14 protein-coding genes are annotated in these 14,261 nt (G+C 55.3%); 12 read left to right on the top strand and 2 right to left on the bottom strand.

What is annotated here, in order from left to right; genetic code table 11:
- Positions 1-98: 98 nt before the first annotated feature.
- The gene (locus QT231_RS00320) at positions 99-533 is read right to left on the bottom strand and encodes a thioesterase family protein (protein WP_308334974.1); all 435 of its coding nucleotides are present in this window, start codon (positions 531-533) and stop codon (positions 99-101) included.
- 141 nt (positions 534-674) lie between these two features.
- On the opposite strand from QT231_RS00320, the gene QT231_RS00315 reads away from it, so the two are divergent.
- From QT231_RS00315 to nth, 12 genes are all read left to right on the top strand, one after another.
- Positions 675-1,604, top strand: coding sequence for a recombination-associated protein RdgC (locus tag QT231_RS00315; RefSeq protein ID WP_308334973.1), 930 nt, complete (start codon positions 675-677; stop codon positions 1,602-1,604).
- A gap of 67 nt (positions 1,605-1,671) precedes the next feature.
- On the top strand, positions 1,672-2,853 hold the full coding sequence (locus QT231_RS00310) for a 1-acyl-sn-glycerol-3-phosphate acyltransferase (protein WP_308334972.1): 1,182 nt from the start codon (positions 1,672-1,674) through the stop codon (positions 2,851-2,853).
- 114 nt (positions 2,854-2,967) lie between these two features.
- Positions 2,968-3,249 (top strand): hypothetical protein, encoded by a 282-nt coding sequence (locus tag QT231_RS00305; protein ID WP_308322917.1) that lies wholly within the window; start codon positions 2,968-2,970, stop codon positions 3,247-3,249.
- 102 nt (positions 3,250-3,351) lie between these two features.
- Positions 3,352-5,388 (top strand): methionine--tRNA ligase, encoded by a 2,037-nt coding sequence (gene metG / locus QT231_RS00300; protein WP_308334971.1) that lies wholly within the window; start codon positions 3,352-3,354, stop codon positions 5,386-5,388.
- A gap of 100 nt (positions 5,389-5,488) precedes the next feature.
- Entirely contained in the window at positions 5,489-7,087 is a 1,599-nt protein-coding gene (locus QT231_RS00295; protein WP_308334970.1) for a diguanylate cyclase domain-containing protein, read from the top strand.
- On the top strand, positions 7,084-7,665 hold the full coding sequence (rsxA, locus tag QT231_RS00290) for an electron transport complex subunit RsxA (RefSeq protein ID WP_308334969.1): 582 nt from the start codon (positions 7,084-7,086) through the stop codon (positions 7,663-7,665). Before QT231_RS00295 ends, rsxA begins: the two co-directional genes overlap by 4 nt.
- A gap of 5 nt (positions 7,666-7,670) precedes the next feature.
- Positions 7,671-8,282 carry an electron transport complex subunit RsxB gene (rsxB, locus tag QT231_RS00285; RefSeq protein ID WP_308334968.1) on the top strand — a complete coding sequence of 204 codons (612 nt, stop codon included), beginning with the start codon at positions 7,671-7,673 and terminating at the stop codon, positions 8,280-8,282.
- Positions 8,266-9,933: an electron transport complex subunit RsxC gene (rsxC, locus tag QT231_RS00280; protein WP_308334967.1), complete on the top strand. Its 1,668-nt coding sequence runs from the start codon at positions 8,266-8,268 to the stop codon at positions 9,931-9,933. Before rsxB ends, rsxC begins: the two co-directional genes overlap by 17 nt.
- Positions 9,930-10,979: an RnfABCDGE type electron transport complex subunit D gene (locus QT231_RS00275; RefSeq protein ID WP_308334966.1), complete on the top strand. Its 1,050-nt coding sequence runs from the start codon at positions 9,930-9,932 to the stop codon at positions 10,977-10,979. Before rsxC ends, QT231_RS00275 begins: the two co-directional genes overlap by 4 nt.
- Entirely contained in the window at positions 10,976-11,647 is a 672-nt protein-coding gene (gene rsxG / locus QT231_RS00270) for an electron transport complex subunit RsxG (protein ID WP_308334965.1), read from the top strand. The genes QT231_RS00275 and rsxG overlap by 4 nt, the downstream gene beginning before the upstream one ends.
- Positions 11,644-12,345 (top strand): electron transport complex subunit E, encoded by a 702-nt coding sequence (locus QT231_RS00265; RefSeq protein WP_308334964.1) that lies wholly within the window; start codon positions 11,644-11,646, stop codon positions 12,343-12,345. The genes rsxG and QT231_RS00265 overlap by 4 nt, the downstream gene beginning before the upstream one ends.
- Before the next feature lie 58 nt (positions 12,346-12,403).
- Positions 12,404-13,042: an endonuclease III gene (gene nth / locus QT231_RS00260; protein WP_308334963.1), complete on the top strand. Its 639-nt coding sequence runs from the start codon at positions 12,404-12,406 to the stop codon at positions 13,040-13,042.
- A gap of 22 nt (positions 13,043-13,064) precedes the next feature.
- On the opposite strand, the gene QT231_RS00255 is transcribed toward nth, so the two are convergent.
- Positions 13,065-14,126, bottom strand: a complete 1,062-nt coding sequence (locus QT231_RS00255) for a DUF3524 domain-containing protein (RefSeq protein ID WP_308334962.1) — start codon at positions 14,124-14,126, stop codon at positions 13,065-13,067.
- Positions 14,127-14,261: the final 135 nt, after the last annotated feature.

Raw genomic sequence — 14,261 nt, 5'->3', positions numbered from 1 at the left:
AACACCGCCCTGAAATTAGCATAGAACGGCGCGCAAATACTCCGCCATCATACCACCGCAAAAGCAGCAAGGGCAGCCAGACAGCTCAGCAAAGCCGTTTAGGGGCTAAATGCCTCTTTCGTCACGATTAACGCGGCTAACGCCTCACGCACCTCTCCCTCGATTGCGGCGGCCTTATTGGCGCGCATATCAAGCAATACGAAGGTTAAATCCGCACGGGCAATAACGGTGCCGTCTTTGCGCACAATGCGGTGGTGACACACGCCGCTGCGTTCGCCTAGATCGACGATCCCGGTCATGATTTCCAAATCGTCGCCGTGGCCCGCCGCCGCCAAATAATCAATATTCAAATTGACGACAACAAACGCCCGCCCGGCTTGATGGAGCTGCTTGATCATCGCAGGATGCTGATCAAAGAAATCCCAGCGCCCCTCTTCCATAAATTCAAGATAGCGGGCGTTATTCACATGCCCGTAGCCATCCAAGTGAAAACCGCGAACGCGTAATTGAACCCGTGACAGTGACATGGTCATAACAGCTCCTTTATATGTATTAGCCAACATCCAATCAAACACAAGTTTGAAACGCGTGCAACAGAGACGATTGGCGGCAGCCGCTGGCAGGAAGGCCCCACTTTCGCCATAATGTGCCACCTTTTGAACAGGATTGGCTCCATGTGGTTTAAGCACTTGCATTTATACCGCCTGCACGGCGCGCCCGAGTTATCCAGCGATACGCTTGCTAGCGCTTTAGACGAGCACTCCGCTAAACCACTGGGCAACGCCGATGCGCGACGCCTGGGCTGGACGGCGCCCGCAGGACGTCTCGGTGGCGGTCAACTGGTTCACGAAATTCAGGGACACCGGCTGCTTTCTGCCCTGCGCCAGGAGCGCCTGCTGCCCGCCTCTGTGGTCAAAGAAGAAGTTGATGAGCAGGTGGCCGACATTGAGGCCAGCGAAGGCCGTAAAGTGACTCGCAAAGAGAAGACCGCGCTCAAAGAGCAGGTGACTGAAAACTTACTGCCCCGCGCCTTTGTGCGCAGCCAGAAAATCGATCTGTGGTGGGACACCCGCGGCCAGATGATCGGCATCAACGCCAGTTCGCGCACCCGCGCTGAGGATATTCTGGATTTATTGCGCGAGACCCTGGGCAGTTTAAAAGTCACCCCGCTCAGCTCACAAACGCTGCCTATCCGTGCCATGACCACTTGGCTGGGTGACGTGGCTAGCCGACCTGCCGATCTACAGCTTGGCGATCAGGTAGAGCTCAAGGCCAAAGGCGATGACGGCGTGCTGCGTGCTCGTCAGGTCGATCTAGACAGCGATGAAATTCAGCAACTGCTGGAGAGCGGCCGCCAAGCCAGTAAACTCGCCATTAGTCTGGAAGGCCGGTTAAGCTTTATGCTACACGATGACTTGGCGCTAAAATCGTTACGCTTTGGTGATGCCTTGATTGAAGAAGCCGACCACGCTGACGACGGCGACGATGCCCTCGCCCGCCTGGAGACAGACTTTATTTTAATGGCCCAAGCGCTATCCACCGATATTCCGCGCTTGATAGAGTGGCTCGGCGGCGAGACGCAGCGGGAACCCACGGCTCAATAAGTGGTTCTGTTGACCTTCGCCTCGATGTTATTAATCGATATTTATTATTTATCATCCAACGGTTCGCATGACTCAACACAATAACGCTACCAGCATCTCTAACGAGACAGACCCGTGGGCCGATATTCGGCCCTTTATGGATCATGAAGTGGCCGACGTACTTGCCAGGCTCTCACGGGATAACGAACTGCTTGATGCGCTAACCCGCTTCCGACTGCCGCGCATGGCACGCTGGGCGCCGTCATTAGCACGCCTGTTTGCTAGCCGTGCCGTGCGGCGTGAAGTCAAAGATGTTTCAACGGTTTACGAATTTCAAATGCGCATTGCCCATTATATGGAGCGCATGATTCGTACCACCACAGACGCCTTTGACGTCACCGGCCTGGACAAACTCGACCCCAAAGGCGCCTATCTCTTTATTGGCAATCATCGCGACATCTCGCTGGATCCCGCCTTCGTCAACTATGCGCTGTATCAGGCAAACCGCGACACCGTGCGCATCGCTATCGGTGACAATCTGCTCAAAAAGCCTTACGTCACCGACCTGATGCGACTGAATAAAAGTTTTATTGTGCCACGTAGTGCACGGGGCAAGCGCGCCATGCTGGCGGCGTATCAACAGCTGTCGGCGTATATTCGCCATACCATTACCGAAGACCAGCACTCTATCTGGATGGCCCAGCGCGAAGGCCGGGCTAAGAACGGCATCGACCACACAGAGCCGGCCATTATTAAAATGCTGACCATGGCCAGACGTAATGCCGAGCGCGATATGGTGTTTGGCGAAGCCATCGCGGAACTGAAACTATTACCGGTTTCGATTAGCTACGAGTATGACCCCTGCGATGTGCAAAAAGCCCAGGAACTGCACGATATCGACACCCTAGGCAGCTACGCCAAAAGTGAGTTCGAGGATATCCGCTCGATTGTGGCAGGCATTACCGGCACTAAAGGCCGTGTACGGCTGCATTTTGGCACACCGGTGGGCTCCGATATGGCCACGCCAGACGAAGTGGCGGCTGAGATTGATCGCCAGGTGATCGGCGGCTATCGCCTCTTCCCCAGCCACTATTTAGCTTTAGAGGCGTTAGGCGAGGCGCCGGAGCTGGTAGCGCGCAAGTCGATTACACGCCAGGACAGAGAGCGCTTTAATGCCCGACTTGCCGATGTACCCGAGGCATTACGCCCCTACTGGCTTGCCCAGTACGCTAACCCCGTGAAACACAAGGCTGGTCGTCTTACCCTTTAATGAGGCGTATTAATGCTCGGCAACTCATGCCGGTTGGCGGAAAAAATGCTATGGTCAACGCATTGATTGGTTTCGCTTGGCGCTGTCGTCAATCGCGATCCTAAGGAGACTCCCATGTCCGGTTCAGAAATTCAGAAAACACGTATCATCAACGAGCTACGTGGCTTTATTCGTAAGTTGCTGCAAGACCCAAAAATCCTTGAGCAATCACTGGCGATTGCCAAAGAACAACTGGCTGAAGGCAATAGCCCAGCGGCAATGGCGCGGATTGCCAACGAAATTTCCGATACCACCAGCGTGCATATTCCGGAAGACCCGGCTGAACACTCTGAAGCGGATAAACTCTTTTTAGAACTGCTCCGCGAAGTCGTTCAGGAAGAGCAAGCGCTCTACTAATCATTACCGTCAACAGCGTCAGCGGCGAAGCGTTTTGTAACTTCGCCGTGTTTTTGTTACTGCCTGCCCGGCACCTTTATTCACTCGGAATTAACCTTCACCATGCCTACAACCGCCACGCGCAACATTTTGGTGACTAGCGCGCTCCCCTACGCCAACGGAGCGATCCATCTCGGTCACCTGCTTGAGTATATCCAGACTGACATCTGGGTTCGTTTCCAGAAAAGCCGTGGCCAACAGTGCTACTACGTGTGTGCCGATGACGCCCATGGCACTGCCATTATGCTGCGGGCCGAGCTGGAAGACATTACCTCTGAAGCACTGATTGAGCGGGTCTCCAACGACCACCAGACAGACTTCTCACGCTTTGGAGTCGGGTTCGACAACTACCACTCGACTCACTCCGCTGAAAACCGCCATTTCAGCGAAATGATTTATAAGCGCCTGCGCGACAAAGGCCATATCGCCACCCGCGATATTGAGCAGATGTTCGACCCCCAAAAGGGACTGTTTTTAGCGGATCGCTTTATTAAAGGCACCTGCCCCAAGTGCGGCGCCGATGACCAGTATGGTGATAACTGCGAAAAGTGCGGCGCTACCTATACTCCCGCCGACTTGATCAACCCGGTCTCGGCAATTTCCGGCGCCACCCCCGAAGTACGCACCTCGACCCACTACTTCTTTAAGCTGCCCGACTTTGCCGACTTTTTGCAGGGCTGGATTGACGATGGCCATGTTCAGCCGCAAATCCGCAATAAGCTGATGGAGTGGTTTGAGTCCGGCTTTAACGAGTGGGATATTTCCCGCGATGCGCCCTACTTCGGCTTCGAAATTCCCGACGCCCCCGGCAAATACTTCTATGTATGGCTGGACGCCCCTATCGGCTACCTCGCCAGTTTCAAGAATCTATGCGACCGTGAAGGTATCGACTTCGACAGTTTTTGGAATAAAGACTCGGATGCCGAGGTGTATCACTTTATCGGCAAGGATATTGTCTATTTCCACGCACTCTTCTGGCCCGCCATGCTGCATGGTGCAGACCTGCGCACACCCACCGCGGTCAACTGCCACGGCTTCCTGACGGTAGACGGCGCCAAGATGTCGAAATCCCGCGGCACTTTTATTAAAGCCGCCACCTACGCCGACTATCTCAACCCGGAGTACCTGCGATACTACTTTGCCGCCAAACTCACTTCCAAGGTCGATGACCTGGATCTGAATTTGGAAGACTTTGCCGCGCGGGTAAACTCTGATCTGGTCGGCAAAGTGGTCAATATTGCCAGCCGCTGCGCCGGGTTTGTTAAAAAACTTGGCGGTGGAAATCTATCCGAGCACTGCGCAGAACCGCAGATGGTGGCGCGTTTTATTGCCGCCGGTGACGATATTGCCGAAGACTTTGAAACGCGGGAATTTAGCCGGGCAATGCGTAAAATTATGGAACTGGCTGACGAAGCCAACACCTATATTGCTGACAAAGAGCCCTGGGCACTGGCCAAACAGGATGGCCGCGATACTGAAGTCTTAGACATATGCTCGGTCGGAATTAACCTGTTCCGCCAATTGATGGTCTATCTAGCGCCCGTGGTACCCGCCATGGCCGAGCAAGCGCGTGATTTTCTTAACGTGGAGTCGCTGGATTGGCATACGCGTCAAAATGTATTGACCGATCACTCGATCAACAAATTCAAACCACTGATGACCCGCGTTGAACGCGACAAAATCGATGCCATGATTGAAGCGTCGAAGGAAGATCTCGTGGAAGAGCAAAAATTGAAGGAAGTCCCCAAAGGCCCGCTGGCGGAAGAGCCTATCGCAGCTGAAATCGACTTTGCAGACTTTGCCAAAGTCGACCTGCGCATTGCGCGTATCGCCAAAGCCGAATACGTCGAAGGGGCCGACAAGCTGCTGCAGCTGACCCTCGACCTGGGCGGCGAAACCCGCAATGTCTTCTCGGGCATTCGCTCCGCCTATGCACCGGAAGCCCTGGAAGGCCGTTTAACGGTCATGGTCGCCAACCTGGCACCGCGCAAAATGCGCTTTGGCGTATCGGAAGGCATGGTGTTAGCCTCGGCCAACGAAGAAGGCATTTATCTGCTCTCCCCTGACACGGGTGCCGAGCCGGGCCAGCGGGTGACGTAATAGCAGTACTGCGTTCTTAAGGGGCAGAGGCTAACCGCCTTTTGCCCCTTTTATTTTTTATTGTTGGGATACATTTCCTTGCTTGGCTCAGGCACACCTCATGGTTCAACACTACTCCCGATCTTTGCGCTTTCGTTTTCTAGCCGCCTTGGGTGGCGTTTTGCTCATCGCGCTTATGTCCTTAGTGGTATTGAGCAAATGGGTAATATTTCCGGCACTACATAAAGAAGAGCGCGCGGTAGTCACACAAGAGGTGAAGAAAATTGAACGCGCCTTGCAGATCAGCCAACAAAATTTATTGGCTCAAGCACGAGATTGGGCAATTTGGGACGATACTTACGAATTCATCCAAGGTAATTACCCAGGCTATACCGATACCAACTTTAGCCAGCAAATGTTTGAAGAGATGGACTACCAGTTAATGGCCTTTTTCAACGCAGAGGGAGATGTGCATTTTTTAGCGGGCATCAATCCCACTACCGGCCGATACCACACCTGCTACAGCGCAGAACGTGAGTGCCGTTGGATGGCAGGGTTGATTCGCACTATGCAGGCTTCTATTAAAGAAGATCCAAAACAAGGGAAAAGCGAGCTGTATGCAAGCTCACCGCCGCTAATAGTGGCCTCCAATCCTATTTTTCGTACCGACGAAAGCGGCCCACCCCAGGGCTGGCTGTTCAAAGTGCGTCCCATGGATAATACATGGCTTGCTTTAATTAAGGATTATACTGGGCTAGAAACGACGCTATCGATGGTTAATAGCAGCAAGAATAACGATATGACTATTACTATCAGTGGCAATACCATCTTTGCCCAGCGTTATCTACCTACCTATCCACTCGACGAGCAGCTAGCGTTGGGAACTCAGCTTACTCGCACCAGTTACTTGGCCAGCTTAGAGACCTTTCGCTACGTACTGCTATGGACAGCCTGCTTAATGCTATTGGTTATAGTCCTTGTACTGCTGCTATTAGAACGCATTATCCTAAACCCCCTTAAAATCTTAACCCGTTTCACCCAGCAAGCCAGTGATGATCTTGAAGGGCCACACAGCTTGTTACAGCGTGGTGATGAAATAGGCATACTCGCGCGCGCTTTTCAAAAGCAGTTTAAGCGCCAACAGCAACTTAACGCCGAGCTAATGGAGCTTTCTACCCATGACCCCCTGACCGGTTTACCCAACCGCCGGCTATTCGATCAACGCTTGCAAGAGGTGGTCAATATTGCCCTAGCCTCTGAGCAGCCACTCTCAGTCATGATGATCGATATTGATCATTTCAAACTGTTTAATGATCATTATGGGCACCCTGAAGGTGACGTGTGTTTGCAGCGGGTAGCCCAGGCGATGCACGGCGTCGCCTCTGCCCATGGTTTTTTTATAGCGCGCACAGGCGGCGAAGAGTTTAGTGCCATGCTACCCGCCACTTCCGCCACCCAGGCAGTGGAGAAAAGCCTAGCGCTTAGCCATGCCATCGACCAATTACAGCATCCTCACCAGGTGTCGCCCGTAGCCTCATATGTCACCGTTAGCATTGGCATTAGTCAGTTGGAGATAGAAGGCGCCATGACGCCCAGTGAATTGATGACGGCCGCGGATCAAGCGCTCTACGCTGCCAAGGCCGCAGGACGACACTGCGCCAAGGTCTATACGCTTTCACTAGCCAACGCCGCCTTTTCTTCGCACAATACGCCGCCATGAGTGAGCTATTTATCATTTTGATCAGCACTGCGCTGGTCAATAACTTCGTGCTGGTTCAGTTTCTGGGCCTTTGCCCCTTTATGGGCGTCTCCAATAAACTGGAGTCGGCCATGGGCATGTCCCTGGCCACCACCTTTGTGCTGACCCTGGCATCTGCTGCGAGCTTTGTGGTGTATCACGGCCTGCTTGTGCCGCTGGATATTACCTACCTGCGCACCATCAGCTTTATTGTGGTGATCGCCGCCGTGGTGCAGTTTACCGAAATCATGGTGCGCCAACTAAGTCCGCTGCTGCATCAAGTGCTGGGAATATTTCTACCGCTGATCACCACCAACTGCGCAGTGTTGGGCGTCGCGCTACTGTCGCTAAATCGTGAATTAAGCTTTTTTCATACCACCCTCTACGGGTTAGGGGCGGCGCTGGGCTTCTCGCTTATCTTGGTGCTATTCGCGGCAATGCGGGAACGACTAGCGGGAGCGGATGTCCCCAAACCCTTTCAGGGTGCTGCGATTGCCATGGTCACCGCCAGCCTAATGTCATTGGCGTTTCTGGGTTTTTCTGGGCTAGTACAGGGGTAACCGCCATGAGTGACACCTTTTCGTGGTGGGGCATTCTCAGTACGGTGGGAGTGCTTACCGGACTGGGTATTATTTTCGGGGCGCTTTTGGGCGTGGTTAGCGAGCGCTTCAAACGCGAAGATAATCCATTAGTTGAGCAGATTGATGCGCTACTGCCACAAACCCAGTGCGGCCAGTGCGGCTACCCTGGCTGCCGCCCTTACGCTGAAGCAATCAATCAGGGCGATGCGCTGAATAAATGCCCACCCGGCGGTGAAGCGACCATTCACGCCCTTGCTGATCTTCTCGGTCGCGAACCTGAGCCACTTGACGGCGACGCCCAGAGCGAAACCAAGGTAGCGTTTATTCGCGAAGCGGAGTGCATTGGTTGCACCAAGTGCATTCAGGCCTGCCCGGTGGATGCCATTATTGGCGCGGCTAAATTGATGCACACCGTGATTGAAGACGAGTGCACCGGCTGCGATCTTTGTCTTGACCCTTGCCCCGTGGACTGTATTGATATGCTGCCTCGCTCAGCACCGCTCACCCAGTGGCAGCCGATCATAACGCCTTCGCCGGAATTAATTGTCAGCGACCGCCAACCTGCCCCAGGGGGTCTTCATGCCGAGCGCCTATGACTTTCCTGGTGGCGTTTATCTTCCTGAACGGAAACAGCGCTCTAGCCAGGCAACGCTGATTGAAGCGCCGCTGCCCAGTCGAGTGACGCTGCCGCTACAGCAGCACAGCGGCCAACCCGCCACGCCCTGTGTGGCACCGGGAGATAGAGTAAAAGTCGGCAGTGTGATTGCCAATCGTGAAGGCATGATCTCCAGCAACCTGCACACCAGCATAAGCGGCACGGTCACCGAGGTCACTACAGCCCAAATCACCATTGAAAGCGATGGGCAAGATGAGTGGTTCCGGCTGCCCAGCCTCGACTGGCGCAGTGCCGGGCGCCATGAGTTGCTGGAGCGTTTAAACGAAAGTGGCATTGTCGGCTTAGGCGGAGCGGGGTTTCCCAGCCATATCAAAGCGCGAGTGGACGAACGGCATGCGATTGACACCCTGGTGATCAACGCCGCCGAGTGCGAGCCCTATATCACCGCCGATGACCTTGCTCTACGCCACTACCCTGGCGAGATACTTGAAGGAGCGCAGATCATCGCCAAACTGTGTGGCGCGCGGCATATCGTTATTGGCATTGAAGACAACAAACCCGAGGCCATTGGAGCCCTGCAGCAAGCCCTGGCTGATAGTCAACCAGTGCCGGTCGAGCTAACAGTCATCCCCACCCGCTACCCCAGCGGCGGCGAGCGCCAGCTAATTAAAAAGCTGTTAGATCTCAATGTACCCAGTGGCGGGCTGCCCGCTGATGTGGGGGTACTGTGCCATAACCCCGGCACCCTGCTGGCGATTCTACACGCGGTGCTCGATGGTCAGCCGCTGGTTTCAAGAATCGTCACGCTCACTGGGGAAGCCATTGCCCAGCCCGGCAACCGCTGGGTACGCCTGGGCACTTCGGTCAAGGAACTGCTTGAGGAAGCGGGAGTGAATCACTCGGCGCTAAACCAAGTGATTCAGGGCGGCCCCATGATGGGCACACCGCTGCTGACGCTGGATACGCCGGTTACCAAGCTGACTAACTGCTTGATCGCCGCCACCCTTGATGAGCTACCGCCGCCCCCAGCAGAGTCGCCCTGCATACGCTGCGGTGAGTGCGAAAGTGTTTGCCCGGTGGCGCTGCTGCCACAGCAGCTGCATTGGTACGCCCGCGCTCAAGACGATACCAAGCTGGAGCGCTACCACCTGTTTGACTGCATTGAGTGCGGCGCCTGCAGCTATGTGTGCCCCAGCCATATTCCGCTGGTTGTGGATTACCGCGAAGCCAAAAGCCGACTACGCCTGCAGAGGATTGAAGCCACTAAAGCCGAGCACGCCAAACACCGTTTTGAGTTCCGCCAAGCACGGCTCGCTCGGGAAGAGGCTGAAAAACAGGCACGCAAGCAAGCCCGGCAGGCGCAACAACGGCGCCCCTCTAACACGGCCACATCCAGCAGCGAAAAAGTCGATTTACGCGGCCTGCGGATTGCCCATGCTGCCGCTAAAGCATCGGTCAAAAAAGCGGAAAAAACCCTGGCGCGGGTGGCCCAGGAAGATCCCAAACAATCCCTGGATGATTTAGAAATGCAGCTTGCCACCGCCCAGGAGAACTTAAAGGCGGCCGAATGGCAGCTTGCCCAGGCGCGTGAACAGCAGTCACCCGACAGCGCTAGTAAGGAGTCACCATGAGCATGATGCACGCCTCAGGCGTTAACGATGCCGCGAAGGCGACTAACGTGCCGCCAACAGCGAGCCTAATGCGCTGGGTGATCATTGCGACGCTGCCTGGTATCGCCACCATGAGCTACTTCTTTGGCCTCGGTGTCATCAGCAATGTGCTACTGGCCGCGGCATTTGGAGTCGCCCTTGAAGCCGCCGTGCTGCGCCTACGCAGGCGGCCCATTCGCGTAATGTTGAATGACTCAAGCGCCCTACTTACCGGCGTTTTACTGGGCGCGTCACTGCCCCCTGCCAGCCCTTGGTGGCTTATCGGCGTGGGTATGATCGCGGCCATCGTGGTCGCCAAGCAGCTATACGGCGGCTTGGGCCATAACCCCTTTAACCCCGCCATGGTGGGCTATGCGCTGCTACTGGTGTCCTTTCCTACCTATATGACGCTATGGGCACCGCCCCAGGGACTCATACCGGATGGCCTATGGGCGCAAATCGCTGGAACGCTGCCGACCGCCCAGCTGGATAGTTTGAGCGGTGCCACTCCGCTTGATGCCTTTAAACACAAAGGCGACGCGGTACTTGCCAGCGAGTTCTGGGCGACCAGCCCCCTGCCGGAAGGCACTCTGAATGCCTGGCGATGGGTGGGCCTTGCGTGGTTAGCGGGTGGCGTATTGTTGCTGGCGAAGAGGATTATTAGCTGGCATATCCCGGTGGCGATGGTGGGAAGTTTGGTGGTACTTGCCACGCTATTTTACCTCAGCGACCCCAGCCACTTTGCCTCGCCGCTATTTCACCTGCTTACCGGGGCAACGCTATTTGGGGCTTTTTTTATTGCCACCGATCCGGTTTCCGCCGCCACCAGTCGACGCGGTAAGTTACTCTATGGCGTGGGCATTGGCGCGCTGGTGATCACTATCCGCACCTTTGGCGGCTACCCCGATGCGGTGGCCTTTGCGGTGCTGTTAATGAACCTGTGCGTGCCGCTACTCGACCTGTATAGCGTACCGCGCCCCACCGGTCAGCCAAAAGCCACATCAGGAAAGCCAGGAGAGCGACTATGACTCTCTTCCAGGCCATGCAGCGCGGCGCCTTTGCGCTGGGGGCCTTTGCGCTGGTCACCGCGGGCAGTGTCGCGCTTACCCGCGCGCTTACCGCCGAACGTATAGAAACGCATCAGTTGGCTTACCAGCACCGCCAGCTTCAAGAAGTGCTGCCCCAATCGCTGGCGAACACGCCCGTTACCCAAGTACTGGAAAGCACTTTTACGCTTCCCAATCCAGAAGCGCTAGGGCTTCAGAGCGATAGCCAAGGCTGGTGGGTGAGTGATAGCGAGACTATTAACGAGAGCAGTAACGAGAACAGTAACGAGAGCAGCGCAGTGATTTTGCCGGTCATAACGCGGCAGGGGTATAACGGCGAAATCCGCCTACTGGTAGGCATTGATAAACAACAGCGTATTACCGGCGTGCGCGTTACCCAGCACCAGGAAACCCCTGGCCTGGGCGATGATATTGAGCGCAGCCGCAGCGACTGGATCACTAACTTTAACGGTCTGGGATTAGATAGCTTACCGCAGGGCGGCTGGGCAGTGGCTAAAGACGGCGGCCAGTTTGATGCCTTTACCGGTGCGACGATTACCCCCAGGGCCGTGGTGAACGCGGTGCATAAAGCGCTTCAGTACGCCGCCGATACACCGCTACCAATGTCATTTGAGGAGCCCTCCCTATGAGCCAGTGGCGCGAACTTGCCCGCAGCGGCCTTTGGTCAAACAACCCCGCACTGGTTCAATTGCTGGGGCTCTGCCCACTGCTGGCGGTCAGCGGCAGCGTCGTCAATGCGCTGGGGCTGGCGCTGGCCACGCTACTGGTGATGGTGGGCGCCAGCACGGCGATTTCACTGATTCGTCACCAGGTGCCCAGCGCAGTGCGCCTGCCCGCATTTGTGATGGTGATTGCCGCCTTTGTTACCTGCGCAGAGCTGCTGATGGCCGCCTATGCCTACCCGCTCTACCAGGTATTGGGGATTTTTATTCCGCTGATTGTCACCAACTGCGCCATTCTCGGCCGCGCCGACGCCTTTGCCTCCCGCCAGCCGGTTCTTCCAGCGGCTATCGACGGCTTTATGATGGGACTCGGTTTTGGCGCGGTACTGGTCGTGCTTGGCGCGCTACGCGAGCTACTCGGCCAGGGCACACTGTTTAGCGGTATGGCACTACTGTTTGGGCCTGGTGCGGCCCATTGGCAACTCACCATTGCCGACGACTACCAGTTCCTGTTTTTCGTGCTGCCGCCGGGGGCGTTTTTTGTGGCGGGTATGTTAATCGCCCTGAAAAACGTCATCGACCAACGCAGCGCTGCCCGTGCCCGACCAGTGGCTGCCACTCCGCGCGCCGATCGCCGCGTGCGGGTCACCGGTACGATTAAATAGTCGACATATAAATAGTCGTTAAGTACACAACTGGGATAATTAGACCAAGAGAACCGCCATGAATGCCCAAAAGCGCCATGAAATTTTTGCTCGCCTTCAGGCGGAAAATCCTCGCCCCACTACCGAGCTAAATTGGAACACGCCGTTTGAACTGCTTGCCGCTGTCCTGCTTTCTGCTCAAGCCACCGATGTGGGGGTGAATAAAGCCACCGCACGACTTTACCCTGTTGCCAATACGCCCCAGGCGATTATTGATTTAGGTATCGACGAACTTAAAGCGCATATCAAAACCATCGGTCTCTACAACACCAAAGCCGAAAACCTGATGAAAACCTGCCATATACTGGTCAATCAACACGGCGGCGAGGTACCCAACACCCGCCAAGCGTTAGAGGCCTTGCCGGGGGTCGGCCGTAAAACCGCCAACGTGATTCTCAATACCGCCTTTGGCCAGCCCACCATGGCAGTGGATACGCATATCTTCCGGGTATCCAACCGCACCGGTATCGCGAAAGGCAAAAATGTCGTTGAGGTGGAGCAAAAACTACTGCGCCATGTGCCAAAAGGGTTTCTTCACGATGCTCACCACTGGCTGATTCTGCACGGCCGTTACACCTGCATTGCCCGCAAACCCCGCTGCGGTAGCTGTATCATTGAGGATCTGTGCGAGTTTAAGGAAAAAACCGAGATTGCTTAACGACTAACGAAAGCCCAAGCTATTAAGTCGAACCCATCAGCAACTGACGGTAAGCTTCGCGCCATGCGGGCCACTCCCAAGCGGTGCTCTCAAGGGGTTCTGGACGAGCTGCGGGGTCGGTTAGCCAGGCACTGAGTCGATCGTACAGCCCCTCCCGCGTACCGTCGTAACGATAGACTGGCGGGTAGAGAGCGGGGAAACAGAGCCGGTCAGGCACCAGTGGCAGCGCCCCGCGCTGAGCCGCCTCCATAATCGCCAAGCCCTGAAACTCATGCCATGTCGTCGATACCACAATACCGGCACTATCCAGCAGCTCGCGATACGCCTCCTCCGGCTGCGGCCCCCAAGCCACAATATGCTTGGCTAAGCGCTGCTCGGCCTCGGCAAAAATAGCCGGGGCTTGACGAAAACGCTGACCCAGTACCGCTAGCTCAAATGAGACCCCGGCGTCGCTCAAGGCAAACAGCACGGCAAAAAAATCATCGGGGTTTTTGTCATACTCCCAGCGATGATTCCAAACGATACGATGGGGCATCGTTGCAACGCGAGACGTTTTATTGCTAACAGGGATGGGTACCGGCAACACCTGGGCACGCGAACGCAGCGCCTCTAAGGGCTTAACCGCGGGGAGGTTTTCCGGCATTTTTTTCAGAAAGGCTCGCGCGCCATCGATAAAAGAGTCGCGATTATAGGCGCTGTTAAACACCACGCTATCCGCCGCCAACGCCGTATAAAGATTGACCATCTTGGCCTCTACTTGTGGTATCTGATCGCTCGACTCCGGATAGGCAAACTGGTTTTCATGGAAATAGACGATTTTTCTAGCTTGTCCCAAGTGAGGAAAAAGCCCGACCAGCGTTGCCAAATCAACCATCGACGTAGCCAAAACTACATCGAAATGCTGACTCAGCGTAGCCTGCTCTTTTAACATCCAGCTCAGCGGATTACCGCGAATGCGCCAGCGAAAATGTCTTGGCGGCAAGCTCAACGACGTCCAACTGACCTCACCAATAGTGTCCATCAAACTCTCCGCCCAGTAGCGATGACTTACCGCTTCATAGGCAGATAACAGTAATACGCGCATTAACAGCCCTAGCAAACAAATCAGTGGAAAGCCATAACACCCTAAGCCATGACCAAGAGACATGCAGTGTAACAAAGCGCGCTTGAAAGCTCTTTTGGAAAGCTCTTTTACAGTAGTCCCTGTCTTGCCTGCATT

It is taken from the genome of Halomonas sp. SpR1 (assembly GCF_031010175.1).
GTDB lineage: Bacteria > Pseudomonadota > Gammaproteobacteria > Pseudomonadales > Halomonadaceae > Vreelandella.
This window is presented reverse-complemented; position numbering and strand designations above follow the sequence as displayed.

Coding starts and splice junctions, on each gene's coding strand:
- QT231_RS00320 (WP_308334974.1), bottom strand. CDS start 533: ATGACCATGTCACTGTCACGGGTTCAATTACGCGTTCGCGGTTTTCAC.
- QT231_RS00315 (WP_308334973.1), top strand. CDS start 675: ATGTGGTTTAAGCACTTGCATTTATACCGCCTGCACGGCGCGCCCGAG.
- QT231_RS00310 (WP_308334972.1), top strand. CDS start 1,672: ATGACTCAACACAATAACGCTACCAGCATCTCTAACGAGACAGACCCG.
- QT231_RS00305 (WP_308322917.1), top strand. CDS start 2,968: ATGTCCGGTTCAGAAATTCAGAAAACACGTATCATCAACGAGCTACGT.
- metG (WP_308334971.1), top strand. CDS start 3,352: ATGCCTACAACCGCCACGCGCAACATTTTGGTGACTAGCGCGCTCCCC.
- QT231_RS00295 (WP_308334970.1), top strand. CDS start 5,489: ATGGTTCAACACTACTCCCGATCTTTGCGCTTTCGTTTTCTAGCCGCC.
- rsxA (WP_308334969.1), top strand. CDS start 7,084: ATGAGTGAGCTATTTATCATTTTGATCAGCACTGCGCTGGTCAATAAC.
- rsxB (WP_308334968.1), top strand. CDS start 7,671: ATGAGTGACACCTTTTCGTGGTGGGGCATTCTCAGTACGGTGGGAGTG.
- rsxC (WP_308334967.1), top strand. CDS start 8,266: ATGCCGAGCGCCTATGACTTTCCTGGTGGCGTTTATCTTCCTGAACGG.
- QT231_RS00275 (WP_308334966.1), top strand. CDS start 9,930: ATGAGCATGATGCACGCCTCAGGCGTTAACGATGCCGCGAAGGCGACT.
- rsxG (WP_308334965.1), top strand. CDS start 10,976: ATGACTCTCTTCCAGGCCATGCAGCGCGGCGCCTTTGCGCTGGGGGCC.
- QT231_RS00265 (WP_308334964.1), top strand. CDS start 11,644: ATGAGCCAGTGGCGCGAACTTGCCCGCAGCGGCCTTTGGTCAAACAAC.
- nth (WP_308334963.1), top strand. CDS start 12,404: ATGAATGCCCAAAAGCGCCATGAAATTTTTGCTCGCCTTCAGGCGGAA.
- QT231_RS00255 (WP_308334962.1), bottom strand. CDS start 14,126: ATGCGCGTATTACTGTTATCTGCCTATGAAGCGGTAAGTCATCGCTAC.